Origin of the sequence: Acidovorax sp. Leaf78, assembly GCF_001422735.1 — a bacterium.
Classification (GTDB): Bacteria; Pseudomonadota; Gammaproteobacteria; order Burkholderiales; family Burkholderiaceae_C; genus Acidovorax.
In genome coordinates this window covers 128991-148041 of the sequence record NZ_LMLZ01000007.1, presented here as the reverse complement: position 1 = coordinate 148041, position 19051 = coordinate 128991, and the positions used below count along the sequence as shown (strand labels likewise).

The 19051-nt window shown below is 65.0% G+C and carries 16 protein-coding genes and 1 pseudogene; 8 read left to right on the top strand and 9 right to left on the bottom strand.

Annotation, left to right across the window (positions count from 1 at the left end):
- Nucleotides 1–83: 83 nt before the first annotated feature.
- Entirely contained in the window at nucleotides 84–722 is a 639-nt protein-coding gene (locus tag ASF16_RS07390; RefSeq protein ID WP_056164867.1) for an MBL fold metallo-hydrolase, read from the bottom strand.
- A 248-nt stretch (nucleotides 723–970) separates the two neighbouring features.
- On the opposite strand from ASF16_RS07390, the gene ASF16_RS07385 reads away from it, so the two are divergent.
- Together ASF16_RS07385 and ASF16_RS07380 are read left to right on the top strand one after the other, a co-directional pair.
- Nucleotides 971–1507: a pyridoxamine 5'-phosphate oxidase family protein gene (locus ASF16_RS07385; RefSeq protein WP_056164866.1), complete on the top strand. Its 537-nt coding sequence runs from the start codon at nucleotides 971–973 to the stop codon at nucleotides 1505–1507.
- Entirely contained in the window at nucleotides 1504–2415 is a 912-nt protein-coding gene (locus ASF16_RS07380; protein WP_056164864.1) for a YihY/virulence factor BrkB family protein, read from the top strand. The genes ASF16_RS07385 and ASF16_RS07380 overlap by 4 nt, the downstream gene beginning before the upstream one ends.
- Here ASF16_RS07380 and ASF16_RS26015 read toward each other — a convergent pair.
- The 3 genes and pseudogenes from ASF16_RS26015 to ASF16_RS07370 form a co-directional block, all read right to left on the bottom strand.
- Nucleotides 2405–2524 (bottom strand): annotated as a pseudogene (locus tag ASF16_RS26015) (exodeoxyribonuclease III); the annotation flags it as partial. The gene ASF16_RS07380 and the pseudogene ASF16_RS26015 overlap by 11 nt on opposite strands.
- Before the next feature lie 107 nt (nucleotides 2525–2631).
- Nucleotides 2632–5442 carry an SIR2 family protein gene (locus tag ASF16_RS07375; protein ID WP_056164863.1) on the bottom strand — a complete coding sequence of 937 codons (2811 nt, stop codon included), beginning with the start codon at nucleotides 5440–5442 and terminating at the stop codon, nucleotides 2632–2634.
- 89 nt (nucleotides 5443–5531) lie between these two features.
- Nucleotides 5532–6335, bottom strand: coding sequence for an exodeoxyribonuclease III (locus ASF16_RS07370; RefSeq protein ID WP_056164860.1), 804 nt, complete (start codon nucleotides 6333–6335; stop codon nucleotides 5532–5534).
- 10 nt (nucleotides 6336–6345) lie between these two features.
- Between ASF16_RS07370 and pyrE the strand changes: the two genes are divergently transcribed.
- Together pyrE and ASF16_RS07360 are read left to right on the top strand one after the other, a co-directional pair.
- Nucleotides 6346–7044: an orotate phosphoribosyltransferase gene (pyrE, locus tag ASF16_RS07365; RefSeq protein ID WP_056164911.1), complete on the top strand. Its 699-nt coding sequence runs from the start codon at nucleotides 6346–6348 to the stop codon at nucleotides 7042–7044.
- A gap of 47 nt (nucleotides 7045–7091) precedes the next feature.
- Nucleotides 7092–7748 (top strand): DUF4124 domain-containing protein, encoded by a 657-nt coding sequence (locus ASF16_RS07360; protein ID WP_235507286.1) that lies wholly within the window; start codon nucleotides 7092–7094, stop codon nucleotides 7746–7748.
- A 124-nt stretch (nucleotides 7749–7872) separates the two neighbouring features.
- On the opposite strand, the gene gatB is transcribed toward ASF16_RS07360, so the two are convergent.
- From gatB to gatC, 3 genes are read right to left on the bottom strand one after another with little or no spacing between them, the layout of a single operon-like run.
- Entirely contained in the window at nucleotides 7873–9339 is a 1467-nt protein-coding gene (gene gatB, locus ASF16_RS07355; RefSeq protein ID WP_056164856.1) for an Asp-tRNA(Asn)/Glu-tRNA(Gln) amidotransferase subunit GatB, read from the bottom strand.
- Nucleotide 9340: 1 nt separating this feature from the next.
- Complete coding sequence (gene gatA, locus ASF16_RS07350; protein WP_056164853.1) at nucleotides 9341–10843, bottom strand: Asp-tRNA(Asn)/Glu-tRNA(Gln) amidotransferase subunit GatA; 1503 nt, start codon at nucleotides 10841–10843, stop codon at nucleotides 9341–9343.
- Nucleotides 10844–10854: 11 nt separating this feature from the next.
- Nucleotides 10855–11154 carry an Asp-tRNA(Asn)/Glu-tRNA(Gln) amidotransferase subunit GatC gene (gene gatC, locus ASF16_RS07345; protein WP_056164851.1) on the bottom strand — a complete coding sequence of 100 codons (300 nt, stop codon included), beginning with the start codon at nucleotides 11152–11154 and terminating at the stop codon, nucleotides 10855–10857.
- Between the two features lie 216 nt (nucleotides 11155–11370).
- Between gatC and ASF16_RS07340 the strand changes: the two genes are divergently transcribed.
- From ASF16_RS07340 to mrdA, 4 genes are all read left to right on the top strand, one after another.
- The gene (locus ASF16_RS07340; RefSeq protein ID WP_005798130.1) at nucleotides 11371–12414 is read left to right on the top strand and encodes a rod shape-determining protein; all 1044 of its coding nucleotides are present in this window, start codon (nucleotides 11371–11373) and stop codon (nucleotides 12412–12414) included.
- A 174-nt stretch (nucleotides 12415–12588) separates the two neighbouring features.
- Nucleotides 12589–13512 carry a rod shape-determining protein MreC gene (gene mreC, locus ASF16_RS07335; RefSeq protein ID WP_056164849.1) on the top strand — a complete coding sequence of 308 codons (924 nt, stop codon included), beginning with the start codon at nucleotides 12589–12591 and terminating at the stop codon, nucleotides 13510–13512.
- Between the two features lie 103 nt (nucleotides 13513–13615).
- Nucleotides 13616–14134, top strand: a complete 519-nt coding sequence (gene mreD, locus ASF16_RS07330; protein WP_056164847.1) for a rod shape-determining protein MreD — start codon at nucleotides 13616–13618, stop codon at nucleotides 14132–14134.
- A 258-nt stretch (nucleotides 14135–14392) separates the two neighbouring features.
- Nucleotides 14393–16333, top strand: a complete 1941-nt coding sequence (gene mrdA, locus ASF16_RS07325; protein ID WP_056164844.1) for a penicillin-binding protein 2 — start codon at nucleotides 14393–14395, stop codon at nucleotides 16331–16333.
- Between the two features lie 298 nt (nucleotides 16334–16631).
- Here the strand turns inward: mrdA and ASF16_RS07320 are convergent, their stop codons facing one another.
- A complete protein-coding gene (locus ASF16_RS07320) occupies nucleotides 16632–17531 on the bottom strand; it encodes a DMT family transporter (protein ID WP_056164843.1) in 900 nt (299 codons plus the stop codon).
- 216 nt (nucleotides 17532–17747) lie between these two features.
- A complete protein-coding gene (locus ASF16_RS07315) occupies nucleotides 17748–19049 on the bottom strand; it encodes a DcaP family trimeric outer membrane transporter (protein WP_056164841.1) in 1302 nt (433 codons plus the stop codon).
- Between the last annotated feature and the right edge of the window lie 2 nt (nucleotides 19050–19051).

The following is a 19051-nucleotide window of genomic DNA, read 5'->3' as shown; positions in this document are numbered from 1 at the left end:
CCTTTTTTGATGGCTGCTACCGCTCGCGCAGTGAGCGGTAGGGGCCAAAAAGAACCCTCAGGCCTTATTGCACTGCAGGCTGATCAGGTCCCGCCCACGTAGGGATTGCTCTGGCGCTCCCGCCCGAAAGTGCTCTCCGGGCCATGCCCGGGGATGAACACAGTCTGGTCGCCCATGGGCCACAGCCGCTGGGTGATGCTGTCGATGAGGTCCTGGTGGTTGCCCATCGGAAAATCCGTGCGGCCGATGCTGCCCGCAAATAGCACGTCGCCGACGAAGGCGCGGTCGATCTGCGGGGCGTGGAACACCACGTGGCCGGGCGTGTGGCCGGGGCAATGGCGCACCTGCAGCGTCTCGTTGCCGATCTGCACCGTGTCGCCATCGGCCAGCCAGCGCGTGGGCGTGAACGGCTGCGCCGGCGGAAAGCCGAACATCGCGCTTTGCTGCGGCAGCCCGTCGATCCAGAACTGATCGCCAGGGTGGGGGCCGACGATGGGCAGGGTCAGCCGCTGCGCCAGCTCGCCCGTGCCGCCCGCATGGTCGATGTGCGCATGCGTGAGCCAGATCTGCTCCAGTGCAATGCCCAGACGCTCGGTCTCGGCCAAGAGGGTGTCCAGATCGCCGCCCGGGTCGATGACGGCGGCCTTGCGGGTGGCATCGCACCAGACGATGGAGCAGTTCTGTTGAAACGCCGTGACGGGGACGGTGAGGTAGCGGAGCATGGGGCAGGGTGTGTGGGTGCAGACAATCCGCGATTTTGCCGACAAAGCAGGGATCTCTGGTTTACAAAGATGGAGCGATGCGATGCGATGCGATGTGGTGGGCGAGAGGGCCGCGCGAAGTGAGAGGTCCTGAGCCTCCCTGTTGCCTTCCCACGCACCGAGAGGGCAACTGCAAGGGACGGGCTCCTACAGTCCCAGCCACGGTGTTCAGGCTCAATTCCGACCTTCATACCCATTCGGAGATTGCCATGGATTCGATCAACCAGAACCAGCCCGAGGACACCCACAAGCACCTGAGCGGTACCGATGCCACGCAGCGCATCCGAGACATGGCCGAGGATGCCAAGTCGTGCTTCTTTTGCACCAACTCTCCCCACAGCGACACGCGCGGAACGCGGCCGATGGGGGTGGAGAAGGTGGACGAGGCGGGGCATCTGTGGTTCCTCAGTGCGTCCGACAGCCACAAGAACCGCGAGATCGAGGCGGACCCGCAAGTGCGGATTTTCATGCAGGCCTCCAAGCACTCGGGGTTTCTGGTGCTCGACGGCAAGGCCAGCATCCACCGCGACCAGGCGCTCATCGATGAGCTGTGGGATCCCATCATGAAAACCTGGTTCACCGAGGGCAAGGATGATCCGCGCATCACGGTGATCCAGGTTGCGCCGGTGTCCGGGTACTACTGGGACACCAAGCACGGCAGTCTCGTGGCCGCCACCAAGATGGTGATCGGCGCTGCCATCGGCAAGACGCTGGACGACTCGGTGGAAGGGCAGCTTCGCCCATGATGCAGGGCTTGCGGCGCCTGGGCCGCGCCATCACCGGCCTCCCGGTGGTGGGCGTGCTCATTCTGGCGACACGCAACTATGTCCTGCACCAGAGTGCCAACCAGGCGGGCAGCCTGGCGTTCTCTGCGGTGCTGGCGATGTTCCCGCTGCTGCTGCTGTTGTCGGCGGCCGCCGGCTTTGTCGGCCAGCCCGGCGACGCGGCGGCGCTGGCTGAACGCATACTGGGCTATGCGCCGCAGCTCGTGCGCGATGTGATGCAGCCCGTGGTGCAGCAGGTGCTGGCCCAGCGCAACGAAGCACTGCTCACCGTGGGGCTGGCCGTCACGTTGTGGACCAGTTCTTCCGGCATGCAGGCGGTGCGCTCGGCGCTCAACCGCTCGTACGGCATCGACAGGGGCCTGCCTTTCTGGAAGGCGCGCATCAAGTCCACACTGTTCACTGTGGTGGTGGGCTCGGGGCTGCTGCTGGTGTTCAGTTCGGTGATCGTCATGCCGCGTGTCTGGCAGTTCGTGGTCACCAATGTCGCGGCGGACGGCGAAGAGGTCATCTGGCTGTACGACAGCGTGCGCTATGGGGCCGCCTATCTCACGCTGGTCGTGCTGTACGCCCTGCTCTATGGCTGGTTGCCCGACATTCCGCAGCGCGTCGCCACGGTGCTGCCGGGCGCTTTGATCGGTGCCGGGCTGTGGGTGGCCGCTGCGGCCACGCTGTCGTACACGCTGCGCACGGCGGGCAAGCTGGTGCTGATCTACGGCAGCTTTGCAGGGGTGGTCGCCACGCTCGTATTTTTGTATGTGAGCGCGACCACACTGATCTATGGCGCGGAGATCAATGCGGTCATCCGCGAGCGCAAGTTACAGCCCCAGCCGAAGCTCAAGCCCGGTGGGCCGTTGCCCGCTACAGACTGAAGTCGTAGTCCACCGTGATCGGTGCGTGGTCCGAAAACTTCTCGCCCTTGTAGATGGATTCGCTGCGCGCCAGCGCGGCCAATGCCGGCGTGGCCAGGTGGTAGTCAATGCTACAAAAAACCTGCACCCGACCGTACGCTCGGCAACTTGACCTTTGGCTGGCTGCGGCATGTCGCGGACTTGAGCCAAGCCCGGAACAGGAGCGGCAACGCGAGCTTAGTTTGCCGTGCCGAGAAGTCCTCGAAGACCCTCAAAGGAGACCCTGTTCGGGTCCGCCAAGCCTTTCAGGACCGGGTCTTCGACCAGCCGCCCGGCACTGACTATTCCCGCAGCGAGCCAGCCGATGGCTTCGGCACTGTCTTTGGGGCGTGGAGTTCCAATGCGGTCAGCGTCTTTGTCGTACCTTTCGAAGTAGCTTAGTGATTTGCTGTCACTTCTGGTGAGGCGCCCCAGGTAGGCGACGGCGCGCCTAGCCAGCGCAAAGGGGCAACTGGGCTGGGATGTTGCAAGCTTGCTGAAGGCCACACCAAGTCCGGCGAAGGTTCTCTTAGCACGGTCCATCGTAATGGTGATTGGCCGGAAGTGATCCGACACCGAAAGCCCCTGGACCCATGCGTCCGCTCCATGATTTGTTCCGTGCTTTCCGGTCGATCCCTCCGCGACGCCCCATTCGTGCCAATAGCCACGAATGACGTCTTCGTAGTCCACTTTCGTCGGCGCATCCTTTAGGTGATCTCTGAACACATCGATTGCGTCGTCATACTGGCCGGCCAATCGATAGGCGTTACCCAGGCCCACCACGCAAGCCAACCACTCCGGCTTGCACTCGAGGGCAGTGCGAGCCGCCGACAGTCCTGCAGCGGTGCGATCGTTCTCGGGAATGGACTTTGGCAGGTCGTCACGCAACCTGGGACCAGCGTGGACCACCTTGGAGAACCAAAACATCGGCAACCGTTGCTCGCGATCCGTCCTGACCGTATGGCGCACAAGGGTAGACCAGATCTCAGCCAAGTCCATGCCGAAAGTGGAATGCGCTTCGGTCACGATTGCCATGGCCACGCGGGTGTGCCGTGTGACGATGCAGCCCGCACTCCTGACGGCGATAGACTCCTCCCCGAGCGGGCGCACCACGCGCGTTTGAATGCGCTCGCGGGGTACGGACAGCAGGTCGGCCAGGACGGCTTCATGGATACCAGCAATACCCACGGCGTGGCAGACCGCGATGTAAACGGCAGCGTCGAGAAGATTGTTCGCGCTCCCTTCGATGTGGATGTCGCGCAGATGGATGAGCAACTCGCGGACGTGGGTGAGCAGGCCCGCATCGTCGAAGCGCACAGCGAGCAGACCACCGAAGAGGGAGCCATCTCCGCGCCGCGTGGCTGCTTCCTTTGAGGCGAGCAGCAAGGCCGTGGTGCGCGATTCGAGGCCGTCGATTTCGGCTAGTTTCCCCAGGCCTTGTGGCCCAAACCGGCCCCAGGCGTCAACAATCAGTTGCGCATCCTCCGCGCTGACATGTCTGAGCATGATTTCGGGCTGAACCTTCAGCCACTGGCGCCACGGCGCCTCATGGGCGCGCACGGCGCGCCAGTCGGTGTCGCGCGCCGCCAGAAGGAAATCGACATTGGCTTGCCCGGCTCCGTGCATGGAGCGTGCACAAGCCGCCAAATCGCGGGCGGCGCTGTCGGCGTCATCCGCCACGATTAGCCACTGCGTGTCTGTTGCCAATCTGGACAAGTCGGCAGGCGTCAGCGTAGCCTCCGGCGATGCGCGCCAGAGGACGGTCCAATCGCCGCTGCGCACGAAATCTGCAGCCGCCTGGAGCAGCACTGTGGTCTTGCCCTCTCCACCCGCAGCCGTGATCAGCTGCATGCTCCCAACATCGGCCAAATCGGTCAGTTGGCTCGGCCATTTCGCCAGCATCTTGACCACTTCGCGGCGCGGAATGGCATCCGACACTGCGTGCCGCCACGTCGGTACGGCACCGTCAAAATAGCGAACTACCTGTTCTTGGCTCAGCGGCTTCAGCGCCGCGAGGTAGGCCGGATCGACCAAATCCCAACCTGGGATAGGTGACTTGGCGGCCTTCGCGGTGCTCGCGACAGAGACACTTGGTGCGCAGAGGTCCGAGAAGATTGAATGGCAGTCGATACCCCCATAGGCGATGAACCGGCCGCGTCGAATAGCGGGCTGGATGCGAGAGATCAGCCTCGCATAGCGGCTGGCGATCGCAGAAGGATCGCTTTCGTAAAAGCACCACACAATGTTAACTTTGGCTTCGTCGTCATCGAGGAGGCCTGCCAAAGCATCCGTGAACACGTCGTCCCAACCCGCATAGGCGGCAACGACCAACGTGTGCGCGCGCAAGAGATTCTGTAGGGAGGCTTTCAGCTTCGGCCTGGGGCTCGTGAGCTGCGTAGCGGTGTGCAAGGTATCGGACTCGCGCCAATACCCATGCAGATGAACGATCTGAACATGGCCAGGTTGCGCTTCGACGCTTCTGCCCGCACTCCCGTCGGAGTCCAGCACACGTATGCTGGCTCGGCCACCGCTGCCTTCAATGGCGAGCGACAGCAGTGGATCGAAGTTCGTGGTCAGAATCGGCCCGGTGAACTTCTCGTTTTGGGTGACGACCAGCTTCGCCAGATCGCGCGTCCCCCTAGGAAGCATCCAGTCGCCAGCTACGCCATCACCCACAAAATGAGAAGCGGCACCGCTCTTTCGCGCCTTGAGTACCGCGCGCTGGATCACTCTATTAACGGCGTCTTGGCCCAAGTTGCCCTGAAGCCACCGCATGCCCGTCTGGTACTTGTCGGCAGGTGTTGCGCCGCTGAGATCGGCGTCGTATCGTCCGCACTCGGTAGGGGCCTTTGCGGCGATTTCGTCGCGAACAAACTTAAGCATGTCGGAAACGCCAGGTACTCCTCCGGACAAATCGACGGAAAGCGCCGATCCCACGAGAAACGCGATCGGCCTATCGGTGGACCGTAGGGCGGTCAGCAGCGCCACCTTTGGATGTATGTCAATCATCTTCTTGTCCCATGGTCGTTCCACAATGCCAGGCCGGCAGCCATTGCGGATCGATTATCTAAGGTGAATGAAGCCATCGAGGCTGCTAGTCAAAGTTCGAAGTCGTAGTCGATCGTCAGCGGCGCATGGTCGCTGAACTTCACGTCCTTGTAGATGGTCGCTGTCAGCGCCTTCTCCGCCAGGGCCGGAGAGGCCAAGTGGTAGTCCAGACGCCACCCCACATTGTTCGCATACGCCTGGCCGCGATTGCTCCACCAGGTGTAGGCAGTGTCCGTGGCGGTAGGTTGTAACTGACGGTAAACGTCGATCAAGCCGCCGCCTTCATCAGTTGTGTGTAACAACTTTGTCATCCACGCACGTTCTTCGGGCAGGAAGCCGCTGTTTTTCTGGTTGCTGCGCCAGTTTTTCAGGTCGATCTGCTGGTGGGCGATGTTGATGTCGCCACACAGGATGAAATCGCGTTCGCCCTTGGTGCGCATGAGATGGGGGTGGAACTCCGCCAGGAAGCGGAACTTGGCCAGTTGCCGTTCTTCACCCGACGAGCCGCTGGGGAAGTAAGCGCTGATGATGGAGAGCTTGCGCGCGGGCGTGTCAAAGCGCAGTTCCACATAGCGGCCCTCGGCGTCGAACTCGGTCGAGCCATAGCCCACGACCACATCCGAGGGCTCGTGGCGCGTGTAGATACCCACGCCGGAATAGCCCTTTTTCTGCGCGAAGTGAAAATGCCCCTGCAGGTCCGCCACGCGTTCGAAGCGGTTGGCAATGTCGGCCGCCTGGGCTTTGACTTCCTGCACGCAAATACAATCCGGCCGCGTGGCTGCCATCCAGCTTTCCACGCCTTTGCTGGTGGCCGAGCGGATGCCATTGAGATTGAGGCTGATTAATTTGAACAAGGATTTTCCCATGGTGGATGTTGGCGCACAAAAAGATGGCCAAGGCGAGCTGGCACAGGATTTTGTACGTTTTGCCGTCGAATCGGGTGTGCTGCGCTTCGGCGAGTTCAAGACCAAGGCCGGCCGCCTGAGCCCGTATTTCTTCAATGCGGGGCTGTTCGACGACGGCAGCAAGATGGGCCGGCTGGCCGAATTCTATGCAAAAGCCCTGATCGCCAGCGGCATCGAATTCGACATGGTTTTCGGTCCGGCCTACAAGGGCATACCGCTGGCCGCCACTGTGGCCGTGGAGCTGGCGCGGCTGGGTCGCAACGTGCCTTTTGCGTACAACCGCAAGGAGGCCAAGGACCACGGCGAGGGCGGCACCCTGGTGGGGGCGCCGCTAAAGGGCCGCGTGCTCATCGTGGACGATGTGATGTCCGCCGGCACGGCAGCGCGCGAGTCGATCGCCATCATCCGCGCAGCCGGTGCCACCCCGCACGCGGTAGCTATTGCGCTGGACCGGCAGGAGAAAGCCACCGAGAATGGCCAGGACGTGGACCACAGCGCGGTCCAGTATGTGCGCCAGCAACTGGGCATGCAGGTGTGCACCATTGCGCGGCTGGCAGACTTATTGCTGTATCTCTCGCATAACGGGGGGGAGGGGATGCGTTCCCATCATGAGAATGTGCTGGCGTACCGCCAGCGGTACGGCGTCAATGAGAGGTAAATGACTTGAGCAGGTTGGCGTGGACCGTTGGGGCGGTGATGTGTGCCATGTTGGGTTCGGAGGCCGCGCGCGCGCAACCGCAGCCGGGCGGTATCTACACCTGCGTCGACCGCAATGGACGCAAGCTCACGGCGGACCGGCCCATTCCAGAGTGCCTGGACCGTGAGCAGCGCGAATTGAGCCCTTCGGGTACGGTCCGCCGCCAGATCGGCCCGTCGCTCACGGAGAACGAGCGTGCGGCCCAGGAAGTGCAGCGCCGCAAGGAGGCCGAAGAGCGCGCCCGTGTCGTCGAGGAGCGCCGCCGAGAGCGCGTGCTCACGGCCCGCTACCCCGACAAGGCCACCCACGACGTCGAGCGCGCCGCCGCCATCCAGCTGGTGGACGACGTCACGGCCACGGCAGAAAAGCGCATTGCCGAACTCAAGCAGCAGCGCAAAGGCTTCGATACCGAAATGGAGTTCTACAAGAAGGACCCCAACAAGGCGCCCATGACACTGCGCCGCAAGATCGCCGAAAACGAAGACAGCATTGCCGAGCAGCAACGCTTTCTGGCCGGGCAGGACCAGGAAAAGCGCCGGGTGCACCAGCGCTTCGATACCGAGCTGGCGCTGCTTCGCAAGCTGTGGGAATCGCAGCGAGCGCCTGTACTGGCACCTGCGGCCACCGGCGCAGGAGAGCTTGCTGCGCCTGCGGCGTCACGCTAGGCGGTAGATTCAAAGAGCTTGTAGCCGGCCTGCGCGCAGCGGGGCGATGGCACAAAAAAAGGGGCGTACTGCCCCTTTTTCGTTGCTGCAAGCCGGGGGAGTGTTTTCCCCCCAAGTTGCTCGTTCAGCCTGCCAGCTTGGCGCGCAGCACGTCGTTGACCTGCTGGGGGTTCGCCTTGCCCTTGCTGGCCTTCATGATCTGGCCGACCAGCGCATTGAAAGCCTTGTCCTTGCCTGCGCGGAACTGGGCGACGTTGTCTGCGTTGGCAGCGATGACTTCGTCGATGATTGCCTCCAGCGCGCCGGTGTCGTTCATCTGCTTGAGGCCCTTGGCCTCGATCACGGCATCCACCTCGTGGCCGTCACCGGTCCACAGCGCGTCGAACACCTGCTTGGCCGCGTTGTTGGAGATGGTGCCGTCGGCAATGCGCGCGATCAGCGCGGCCAGCTGGGCCGACGATACCGGCGCCTGCTCGATGCCGGTCTCCACCATGTTCAGGCGGCGCGACACCTCGCCCATGATCCAGTTGCTGGCCAGCTTGGCCTGGCCACAGGCCTTGGCCGCGGCCTCGAAATACGCGGCCATGGCCTTGCTCTGCGTGAGGGTCGTGGCGTCGTACTCGGGCAGGCCATAGTCCGCCACGAAGCGCGCCGCCATGGTGCGCGGCAGCTCGGCCATCAGAGCGCGCTGCTCATCGATCCAGGCTTGCGAGATGCACAGCGGCGGCAGGTCCGGGTCCGGGAAGTACCGGTAGTCGGCCGCGTCTTCCTTGGTGCGCATCGCACGCGTCTCGCCCGTGTCGGGGTCGAACAGCACGGTGGCCTGCTGGATCGCGCGGCCGTCTTCGATCTCCTCGATCTGCCAGCGGATCTCGTAGTCGATCGCCTGCTGCATGAACTTGAAGCTGTTCAGGTTCTTGATCTCGCGGCGCGTGCCTAGGGGCTGGCCCGGCTTGCGCACCGAGACGTTGGCGTCGCAGCGGAACGAGCCCTCCTGCATGTTGCCGTCGCAGATGCCGATCCAGGTCACGATCTTGTGCAACTCCTTGGCGTAGGCCACGGCCTCTTCGCTCGAGCTCATGTCGGGCTCCGTCACGATCTCCAGCAGGGGCGTGCCGGCGCGGTTCAGGTCGATGCCGGACTGACCCCCACCTCCGAGTGCTGAGTCCTCGTGCAGGGACTTGCCGGCATCTTCTTCCAGGTGAGCACGCACCAGGCGCACGGTTCGTTTCTCATCGCCCAGAAAGAACTGCACTTCGCCGCCCTGCACGACCGGGATCTCGAACTGGCTGATCTGGTAGCCCTTGGGCAGGTCGGGGTAGAAGTAGTTCTTGCGGGCAAAAATGCTCTTCTGCGCAATGTGGGAGCCCAGAGCCAGTCCTAATTTGATAGCGCAGACCACCGCTTCGCGGTTCATCACCGGCAGCGTGCCGGGCAGCGCCAGGTCCACCGGCGATGCCTGGGTGTTGGGCTCCGCGCCGAAGGCCGTGGGCGAGCGGCTGAAGATCTTGCTCTGCGTGGCAAGCTGGGTGTGGGTCTCGAAGCCGATGACGACTTCGTAGCCGTGGATCAATTTGGGGGTCGTCGTCATGTCACAGGCCTCCGGGTTGGCGGAGGTGGAAGTCAGTGGCTTGCTGCAGGCGGTGCGCAGCATTCAGAAGGCGGGCTTCCTGGAAGTAGTTGCCGATGAGCTGCAGACCCACGGGCATGCCGGCTTCGCCAAAGCCCGCGGGCACGCTCATGCCGGGCAAGCCGGCGAGCGAACCGGGCAGGGTGAAGATGTCGGCCAGGTAGTCGGCCAGCGGGTCGTTGCCATGCTCGCCCAGCTTCCAAGCCACGGTGGGCGCCACGGGGCCGGCGATCACGTCGCAATCCTTGAAGGCGTTCTGGAAGTCGTCGGCGATCATGCGGCGGATCTTTTGCGCCTGCAGGTAGTACGCGTCGTAATAACCGTGGGACAGCACGTAGGCGCCGATCATGATGCGGCGCTTGACCTCGTCGCCAAAACCTTCGGCCCGCGTCTTCTTGTACATGTCCACCAGGTCGGTGTAGTCCTTGGCGCGGTGGCCGAACTTCACGCCGTCGAAGCGCGACAGGTTGGACGACGCCTCGGCCGGGGCGATGATGTAGTACACCGGAATCGACAGCTCCGTGCGGGGCAGGCTGATCGGCACGAGTTTGGCGCCGAGCTTCTCGTATTCCTTGAGCGCGCCGTCCACGGCCGCGCGCACGTCGGGGGCCAGGCCTTCGCCAAAGAACTCGGCAGGGATGCCGATGCGCAGGCCGTCGATGGAGTCGTTGAGCGAGCGGCTGAAGTCTTCCGCAGGCACATCCAGGCTCGTCGAATCACGGTCCGGATCGGGGCCGCACATGGCGGACAGCAGCAGCGCGCAGTCCTCGGCACTGCGGGCCATCGGGCCGGCCTGATCCAAGCTGGAGGCGAAAGCGATCATGCCGTAGCGGCTGGCGCGGCCATAGGTGGGCTTGATGCCGGTGATGCCGCAGAACGACGCCGGCTGGCGGATGGAGCCGCCGGTGTCGGTGCCGGTCACGGCCGGGGCCAGGCGCGCGGCCACGGCGACCGCGCTGCCGCCCGAGGACCCGCCGGGCACACGGCTGGTGTCCCACGGGTTGCGCACCGGGGCGGGCGCGTCGAAACCCACCGGGGCCACGGCAGAATTTTCATTGGCCGAGCCCATCGCGAACTCGTCGCAGTTGAGCTTGCCCAGCGTCACCGCGCCGGCTTCGGCCAGCTTGGCCACCACCGTGGCGTCGAACGGCGACTGGTAACCGGCCAGCATCTTCGAGCCTGCGGTGCTGGGGAAGTCGCGCGTGACGAAGATGTCCTTGTGTGCCAGCGGCACGCCTTCCAGCGCGCCTGCCGTGCCTGCAGCCAGGCGGGCATCGGCGGCGCGCGCCTGCGCCAGGGTGGCGTCTTGGTTCAGCGCGACAAAAGCGCCCAATTGGGGGTGGGCCTGGGTGCGCGACAGAAAATGCTGCGCGGCTTCCACCGCAGAAAATTGCTTGGCGCGCAGGCCGGCGGCCAGTTCGGTCACGCCCAGGTCGTGCAGGGCTTTGTTCGTGGTCATGGTCATGCGGGCCTTCCTTACTCGATCACTTTGGGAACGAGGAACAGGCCGCGCTCCACGGCAGGGGCGCTCTTCTGATTGGCTTCGCGCTGGTTGGGCTCGCTGGCCACGTCGTCGCGCAGGCGCAGGGCCACGTCCTGAATGGCCGCCACGGGGTGCGCCAGAGGTGCCACGCCCGATGTATCCACAGCCCGCATCTTCTCCACGATGTCGAAGAAGCCATTGAGCTGGGTCAGCATGCGCTCACTTTCGGAGGGTGTCAGCTCAAGCCGCGCCAAATTGGCAATGCGGCCGATGTCCTGGGGGGTCAGTGCCATAGGGAGGAGAATCTAGAGAAACCAGAAGTAAAGCTGTGATCCACGCCGCGCCGGGGGGAGTTATTCACAGGGGATCGGGTATTATCCCGGCTTTGCCGCAATACCCTCTTTTCAGCCGGTCATTGTGCGAAAAAAGCGATATTTGACCCCCACTATTCCCTGACACACCCGGCGATGGCAGGCCGACGTGCATGCCGTGCCTGAGAGGATTTTTGAATGTTCGGAGCTTTCCGTCGGTACTTCTCCACCGACCTTGCCATTGATCTTGGCACAGCCAACACCCTCATCTTCGCCCGCGACAAAGGCATCGTTCTCGACGAGCCTTCCGTGGTGGCCATCCGCCACGAAGGCGGGCCCCACGGCAAGAAAGTCATCCAGGCCGTAGGCCGCGAAGCCAAGGCCATGCTGGGCAAGGTCCCAGGCAACATCGAAGCCATCCGGCCCATGAAGGATGGCGTGATCGCCGACTTCGTGATCACCGAGCAGATGATCAAGCAGTTCATCAAGATGGTCCACCCGCGCACGCTGTTCACCCCCAGCCCGCGCATCATCATCTGCGTGCCCTGCGGCTCCACCCAGGTCGAGCGCCGCGCCATCAAGGACGCCGCAGAAGCTGCTGGCGCCACCGCCGTCTACCTGATCGAAGAGCCCATGGCCGCCGGTATCGGCGCGGGCCTGCCGGTTTCCGAAGCCTCCGGCTCCATGGTCGTCGATATTGGCGGCGGCACCACCGAAGTGGGCGTGATCTCGCTGGGCGGCATGGTCTACAAGGGCAGCGTCCGTGTGGGCGGCGACAAGTTCGACGAAGCCATCATCAGCTACATCCGCCGCAACTACGGCATGTTGATCGGCGAGCCCACTGCAGAAGCCATCAAGAAGAACATCGGCTCGGCCTTCCCAGGCTCCGAAGTGCGCGAGATGGAAGTCAAGGGCCGCAACCTGTCCGAAGGCGTGCCGCGCAGCTTCACCATTTCTTCCAACGAAGTGCTGGAAGCCCTGACTGACCCGCTCAACCAGATCGTCTCCGCCGTCAAGAACGCGCTGGAGCAGACCCCTCCCGAACTCGGCGCCGACATTGCCGACCGCGGCATGATGCTGACCGGTGGCGGCGCGCTGCTGCGCGACCTCGATCGCCTGCTGGCCGAAGAAACCGGCCTGCCGGTGCTGGTGGCCGAAGACCCGCTGACCTGCGTGGTGCGCGGCTGCGGCATTGCGCTGGAGCGCATGGACCGCCTGGGCAGCATTTTTACCAGTGAATAATGGCACTCCCCCCTGAGTCGCTTCGCGGCTTCTCCCCGCTCTCGCAGCGCCGTGCGCTGCGGGCAGGGGGACGCACCCAGCAGCCTGGCAAAGCCAGTTCTGCGGGTGCACTGGCGTTGATCTCGCCAGGTTCGTAGGCCGGGGGGCTGGCGCACAGCGCTATGAATCACTGACATGCCTCTGGGTACCCTCGAGCGCAGCGCTCCCCCCTTCTTCAAGCAAGGCCCTTCGGCCCTGTCGCGTTTGGCCGTCTACAGCGCTTTGGCGCTGTTTCTCATGGTGGCCGACGCTCGCTTTCAGCTCACCGGGCCTTTCCGGCAGGCGGTGGGCACGGTGCTGTACCCCGTGCAGTGGCTCATGCTCAAGCCGGTGGAGATGGCCGGCCACAGCTCGGACTATTTTCAGTCGCTGACCACGGCACAGCAAGAGCTGGACGACGCGCGCAAGAAGATGACCGTCATGGGCCAGCGCGCCACCCAGGCCGAGCAGCTGGCGCTGGAAAACACGCGCCTGCGGCAACTGCTGGCGCTGCGCGAGCGGCTCGAAACGCCGGCCCAGGCGGCCGAGGTGATCTACGACACCGCCGACCCGTACACCCGCCGCGTGGTGCTCGACCGCGGCCAGATGGGCGGCGTGGAGCTGGGCTCGCCCGTGATGGACGAGGCCGGTGTGCTGGGCCAGGTCACGCGGGTGTTCCCGCTGGTGAGCGAGGTCACGCTGCTGGTCGACCGCGACCAAGCCATCCCTGTGCTGAACATCCGGACCGGCGCGCGCGGCGTGGCCTACGGCGACCCGGTGGCGGGCCACGGCGGTGGGATGGAGCTGCGCTTCATGCCCGCCAACGCCGATGTGCGCGAGGACGACCTGCTCACCACCAGCGGTGTGGACGGGCTCTACCCCTCGGGCTTGCCCGTGGCCAAGGTCGTGCGTGTGGAGCGCCGGGCCGACTCGGCCTTCGCACGCATCTACTGCGTGCCGCTGGCGCAGGTGCAGGGCGCGCGCCATGTGGTGGTGCTCAAGCCGCTGGCCGACAACGTACTGCCCCGGCCCGAGCCCGCCCACCCGGTGCCGGCCAAACGCGGCACGCGCAAGGGATGACGACGATGCTGATGCTGCAACACGCAAGCGTCCGACCCGTGGCATTGCCCTGGCCATGCGCCCCGGCGGACACACTGCTGCAATTTCTGAAAGGCCCCACGCCATGATCATGCCGCGCGGCGAGCCCTTGCTGCTGCCGGTCAACCCGGTGTTCATCGGCGTCAGCCTGGCCGTGGGCCTGGCGGTCAACATGCTGCCGCTCGGCCGCATCGTCTGGACGCCCGACCTGCTCATGGTGCTGCTGGTCTTCTGGGGCGTGCACCAGCCGCTGCGCATCGGCATGGGCGTGGCATTCTTGCTGGGCCTGTGCATGGACGTGAGCCAGTCGGCGCTGCTGGGCCAGCATGCGCTGTCGTACACCGTGCTGTCGTTCGGCGCCATAGCCGTCCACCGCCGCCTGCTGTGGTTCAGCGTACCGTCGCAGGCGCTGCAGGTGCTGCCGCTGTTTGCGCTGGCGCATGCGATCGAGCTTTTGCTGCGCATGGCGGCGGGGGGCATCTTCCCCGGTTTGTGGAGCTTTCTGGCGCCGCTGATCGAGGCGCTGCTGTGGCCGCTGGCCAGCTGGGTGCTGCTGGCGCCGCAGCGTCGGCCGCCGGACCGTGATCAGAACCGGCCGTTGTGATGAAGCTCCCCCTGAGTCGCTTCGCGCCTTCCCCCTCTCCTTCGGGAGGGGGACGCCACCCGTGGCCTGGCAAAGCCAGTTCCACGGTGGCACTGGCCTGGGCCGTGCGCTTGCGGGCGCTGCGCCGCGCAATGAAGCCTCTCCTGAGCCGCTTGCCATCCTTCCTCTGGACGCCACCTATAGCTTGGCAAAGTCAGTTTTGCGGCACTGGCCTGTGCGGGACTGGTTTCACGGGCAGCAGGCGCATGGAGTTCAGCCATGACTGAGCTGCGCAACAGCGAAGCCGACGCATCGCGGTTTCGGCTGCGGGCGTTCATCATTGGGCTGGTGGTGCTGTTCGCGTTCGGCCTGGTGGTGTCGCGGCTGGTGTATCTGCAGGTGGTCCGCCATGACGACCTGGCCGCGCAGGCCGAGAGCAACCGCACGGCGGTCGTGCCCATCGTGCCGAACCGGGGGCTCATCCTGGACCGCAACGGTGTGGTGCTGGCTACCAACTACTCGGCCTACACGCTGGAGATCACGCCCTCGCGCGCGGGCGTGCTCGATGAGACCATCGACGAGCTGGCCAAGATCGTGGACATCCAGACGCGCGACCGCCGCCGCTTCAAGCGGCTGATGGAAGAGTCGCGCAACTTCGAATCCCTGCCCATCCGCACACGCCTTACGGACCAGGAGGTCGCGCGCTTCACCGCGCAGCGCTATCGCTTTCCGGGCGTGGACATCAAGGCGCGGTTGTTTCGCAACTACCCGATGGGCGAAGTAGGCGCCCACGCCGTCGGCTACATCGGCCGCATCAACCAGCCGGAAAAGGCGCGCATCCAGGACTCGGAAGACGAGGCCAATTACCGGGGCACCGAGTACATCGGCAAGCTCGGGGTCGAACAAAGCTTCGAGTCGTCGCTGCACGGCACCACCGGTGTCGAGCAGATGGAGACATCGGCCGGCGGCCGCGCGGTGCGCAAGCTGTCGAGCCACGCGGCCACGCCCGGCGACAGCGTGATGCTGTCCATCGACATCAAGCTGCAGAAACTCATCGAAGAGCTCTACGGCAGCCGCCGCGGCGCGCTGGTCGCCATCGACCCGCGCAACGGCGAGATCCTGGCGCTGGTGAGCAAGCCCACGTTCGACCCCAACCTCTTTGTCGAAGGCATCGACGTGGAGAACTGGGCGGCGCTCAACGAATCCATCGACAAGCCCCTGCTCAACCGCGCACTGCGCGGCACGTACCCACCGGGCTCCACGTACAAGCCCTTCATGGCGCTGGCGGCCCTGCAGCTGGGCAAGCGCTCGCCCAGCCTGGTGGTGAACGACCCGGGCTCGTACACGTTTGGTGGCCACACCTTCCGCAGCCACGAAGGCGGCCTGGGCGGGGTGGACATGCACCGCGCCATCCAGTTCTCGAGCAACACCTACTTCTATTCGCTGGCCGTCGAGATGGGCGTGGACGCCATCCACGACTTCATGAAACCGCTGGGCTTTGGCCAGAGCACGGGGATCGACCTGAACGGTGAAGTGCGCGGCACGCTGCCCAGCACCGAGTGGAAGCGCAACACCTACAAGCGCGCCGACATGAAGCGCTGGTTCCCGGGTGAGACCGTGTCCCTGGGCATCGGGCAGGGCTACAACAACTTCACCATGCTGCAGCTCGCGCTGGCCGAGGCCACGCTGGCCAACGGCGGCACTCGCTACCGCCCCCACCTGGCCAAGGCCATCAAGAACTCGGTCACCGGCGTGGTGACCGAGATCGTGCAGCCCCCGGGCGAGAACCTGGGCTATTCCCCCAAGAACGTGGAGATCGTGCGCAACGCCCTGGTGGGCGTGAACAAGGGCGGCACCGGCACGCGCGTGTTTGCCGGCGCACCCTACACCTCGGCGGGCAAGACGGGCACGGCGCAGGCGGTCAGCCTGGGCCAGAACGTGAAGTACAACGCCAAGGCGCTCGAAGAGCACCAGCGCGACCACTCGCTGTTTGCTGCCTACGCCCCTGCCGAGGCGCCCAGCATCGCCCTTGCGGTGATCGTGGAGAACTCGGGCTTTGGCGCAGCGCATGCCGCGCCCATCGCGCGCCGTGTGTTCGATTACTGGCTGCAGGGCGACTACCCCAGCGAAGAAGACATCGCCGCCGTGCAGAAGGGTCTGGCCTCCGCCCCCATCGGCAAGCCCCGCCGGGCGGCCGACGTGCCCTTGCCGCTGCCCTGACGCAGCGCACCAACGTGTGAGGGGGGGCACCAGCCCCAACGGCTGCCGCCTGTGTTGCAGGGGATTGGATTTGCTATTGTTTTAATAGCTTTCCGCGCTTGTCCAGAAAGCGGTAGGCGGCTGTTTGATTTGAAATTGTGTGGCTTGATGAGCGACTTCCATCAGATGCCACATCCCCCAACCGTTCGTGCCGAGCTCGTCGAAGCCTTGCGCGCCCGGGGCACGCCCTGGCTTCGACAGATTCAGCCCGAGCGGCTTGGGGTGGACTGAGGCCTGCAGCGCATCCGGCGGTGGGACTTCAGGCCGGCGGCCGCACCTTCGCGTTGGCGGATGGCGCCAGCTGGCTGAACACCAGCGCCGCGACGATGAGCGCCGCGCCGGCAAGGCCCGCCCACCCCAGCCGCTCACTCAGCAGCGCCCAGGCGGTGAGCGCGGCAAACACCGGCTCCAGCCCGAAGACGATGGCGCTGCGCATGGCATCCACCCGCTGCTGGCCCCAGGCCTGCAAGCTCACCACCACCACGCTCGCCAGCAGGCCCAGGTACAGCAGGGCCACCCAGGCATCGGTGGGCAGCCGTGTGGCGGACTGCTCCAGCCAGCCTATGCCGCCACCCCGCCCCAGCAGCAGCGCGGTGGACGCCAGCGCCATCACCGTCGCCTGCGCAGCCGCCATGCGCGTGGCCCGCAGCGGGTGCGCGGCCGTGCGGCTGGCGCAGGCCTCCAGCGCCAGGATGTACAGCGCGTAGAACACCGTGCTCGCCAGCGTCAGCGTATCGCCCAGGTTCCAGGGCTCGTTCTCGTGGAACATCAGGGCCATGCCGGCACACGCCATGGCGCACGCGGCCCACAGTGCCCAGCCGTAACGGCGCCCCAGCGCGGCCATGGCGATCAGCGGCACCACCAGCACATTGAGCCCGGTCACGAACGCATTGCGGTTGCTGCTGGTGCGCGCCAGCCCCTCGATCTGCAGCCAGAACGCCAGGAACAGCAACACCCCCAGCGCACAGCCCCACACCCGCTCGCCGCGCCGCATGCCCCACCACAGCGGGGCCAGCACCACCAGTGCGATGACAAAACGCAGCCAGATGATCTGCAGTGCATCCAGGTGCGCGGACAACAGCTTCATGGCGGGGAAGGTGGTGCCCCACACCACGGTCACCACCAGCAAGGCCACCAGGCCCAGACGTTCGGGTTTCATTGGCTTTAAAAAAGAAAGGGCTGGTCGGTTCCCCGAACAGCCGCTTGCAAATGATGTCCTGCTCAGCGCCCTGTGCACGGCCTGCTGCCGCCGTACAGGCGCGGCCCACGCCAGGTAGCAGCGGAACTGGCTCTGCCAGGCCGCTGGCTGCGTCCCCCTCCCGTAGCGCGCAGCGCGTAGAGAGAGGGGTGAAGGCGCGCAGCGCCTCAGGGGGTGTCAATTAAAAAGGTAGCGTGCCTGGAGATTCAGGCGCAGCATGTCACCCTGCTGGCCATCGAACGTCGTGCGGCGGCCGCCGATCAGCTCGCCGCCCAGCTCCACGTTCTTGATCGGCAGGTAGTACATGCCGGCGTGCCATTGGTACAGCTTGTGGTTGCCTTCGGCGCCGTACGCGTTCACGTAGGCGTCGCCCAGCTTGTTGCGCGAGCGCACCATGCCCAGCGACACGGTGCCGCGCAGCTTCTCGCTGAACACGTTGGACAGGCCCAGCACCACGCCGTGCGACTTGTCGAGGCGCACCGTGCCGGCATCCAGCACCGGGTAGTTGGTGCCCACCAGGTAGGCGCCGTCGCCATCGCCGTCCAGGCGCGTGTACTGCGCCATCAGCGTGGTGGTGCCGGTGATCTTGTAGCCCGCGCCCAGGCCGAAGCCCATGCCGCGCTTGCTCACGCCGTCCACACGCTGCTCGTGCGACATCAGACGGGCGTTGACGTTGCCCCAGTCGAAGGCTTTGTCCACGCGGGCCACCAGGTTGGGGCTTCTGGCGCCGTCGGTGGGTTCTTCGATGGCGAACTGGAACTTGGCCAGGTTGGGGTCGTTGTACGTGTAGCGCACCTGCGTGGGGCGGCGGAAGGTCGCGCCGGGCGGGCCGTTGAAGTCCACCGTCTCGGGCAGGTTGTCGGTGTCCATGAAGGTCGACCAGGTCTGGCCGATGAGCCAGCCGGCGTACTCGCCGTAGGCGTGGCGCAGGCGCAGGCGGCCCCGGTTGCACTCGCTGCCGCAGTAGGCATAGAAGTCGGCTTCGATCTTGGTGTTGAACGTGCCGATGGAGGTGGGCGTGGAGGTCTCGAAGCCGAAGCGCGAGGTCTGCGCGGTCAGGCTGGCCTTGCCCGAGTGGTTGTCACCCAGGGGCTGCTCCATCAGGTTGGTGAAGGTGTCGCCAGGCGCGGTGCCCTTGAAGTCCTTGACCATGTTGGCTTCTGCAAAACCGTAGATGCGGATCGATGTCTCGCTGCCCGGCAGGCGGAAGCTTCCCGGAATGTCGCCCAGCACCACGGCGTCCTTCTGCTTGAGCTCGACCGCGTCGATGCGGTCGTTCCAGGCCGATGCCGACGCGCCCGCGGGCGCTGCAGCCGGTGCCTGGGCCTGCTGGGCCTTGAGCTGGTTGAGCTCGGCACGCAGCGCCTTGAGCTCGTTGCGCATCTCTTCGAAATCCTTGGCGGTCTGGGCCAACGCTGCGGGTGGCAGGCTGCACAGGCCGGCGGCCAGCAGGGCAAGGAACGTGTGGTTCAGTTTCATGG

Excerpts from the sequence above, each read along its gene's own strand:
- ASF16_RS07390 (WP_056164867.1), bottom strand. The coding sequence starts at position 722 with ATGCTCCGCTACCTCACCGTCCCCGTCACGGCGTTTCAACAGAACTGC.
- ASF16_RS07360 (WP_235507286.1), top strand. The coding sequence starts at position 7,092 with ATGTTGGGTTCGGAGGCCGCGCGCGCGCAACCGCAGCCGGGCGGTATC.
- ASF16_RS07385 (WP_056164866.1), top strand. The coding sequence starts at position 971 with ATGGATTCGATCAACCAGAACCAGCCCGAGGACACCCACAAGCACCTG.
- ASF16_RS07340 (WP_005798130.1), top strand. The coding sequence starts at position 11,371 with ATGTTCGGAGCTTTCCGTCGGTACTTCTCCACCGACCTTGCCATTGAT.
- pyrE (WP_056164911.1), top strand. The coding sequence starts at position 6,346 with ATGGTGGATGTTGGCGCACAAAAAGATGGCCAAGGCGAGCTGGCACAG.
- ASF16_RS07380 (WP_056164864.1), top strand. The coding sequence starts at position 1,504 with ATGATGCAGGGCTTGCGGCGCCTGGGCCGCGCCATCACCGGCCTCCCG.
- ASF16_RS07320 (WP_056164843.1), bottom strand. The coding sequence starts at position 17,531 with ATGAAACCCGAACGTCTGGGCCTGGTGGCCTTGCTGGTGGTGACCGTG.
- gatA (WP_056164853.1), bottom strand. The coding sequence starts at position 10,843 with ATGACCATGACCACGAACAAAGCCCTGCACGACCTGGGCGTGACCGAA.
- mrdA (WP_056164844.1), top strand. The coding sequence starts at position 14,393 with ATGACTGAGCTGCGCAACAGCGAAGCCGACGCATCGCGGTTTCGGCTG.
- ASF16_RS07375 (WP_056164863.1), bottom strand. The coding sequence starts at position 5,442 with ATGATTGACATACATCCAAAGGTGGCGCTGCTGACCGCCCTACGGTCC.
- gatC (WP_056164851.1), bottom strand. The coding sequence starts at position 11,154 with ATGGCACTGACCCCCCAGGACATCGGCCGCATTGCCAATTTGGCGCGG.
- mreD (WP_056164847.1), top strand. The coding sequence starts at position 13,616 with ATGATCATGCCGCGCGGCGAGCCCTTGCTGCTGCCGGTCAACCCGGTG.
- ASF16_RS07315 (WP_056164841.1), bottom strand. The coding sequence starts at position 19,049 with ATGAAACTGAACCACACGTTCCTTGCCCTGCTGGCCGCCGGCCTGTGC.
- gatB (WP_056164856.1), bottom strand. The coding sequence starts at position 9,339 with ATGACGACGACCCCCAAATTGATCCACGGCTACGAAGTCGTCATCGGC.
- mreC (WP_056164849.1), top strand. The coding sequence starts at position 12,589 with ATGCCTCTGGGTACCCTCGAGCGCAGCGCTCCCCCCTTCTTCAAGCAA.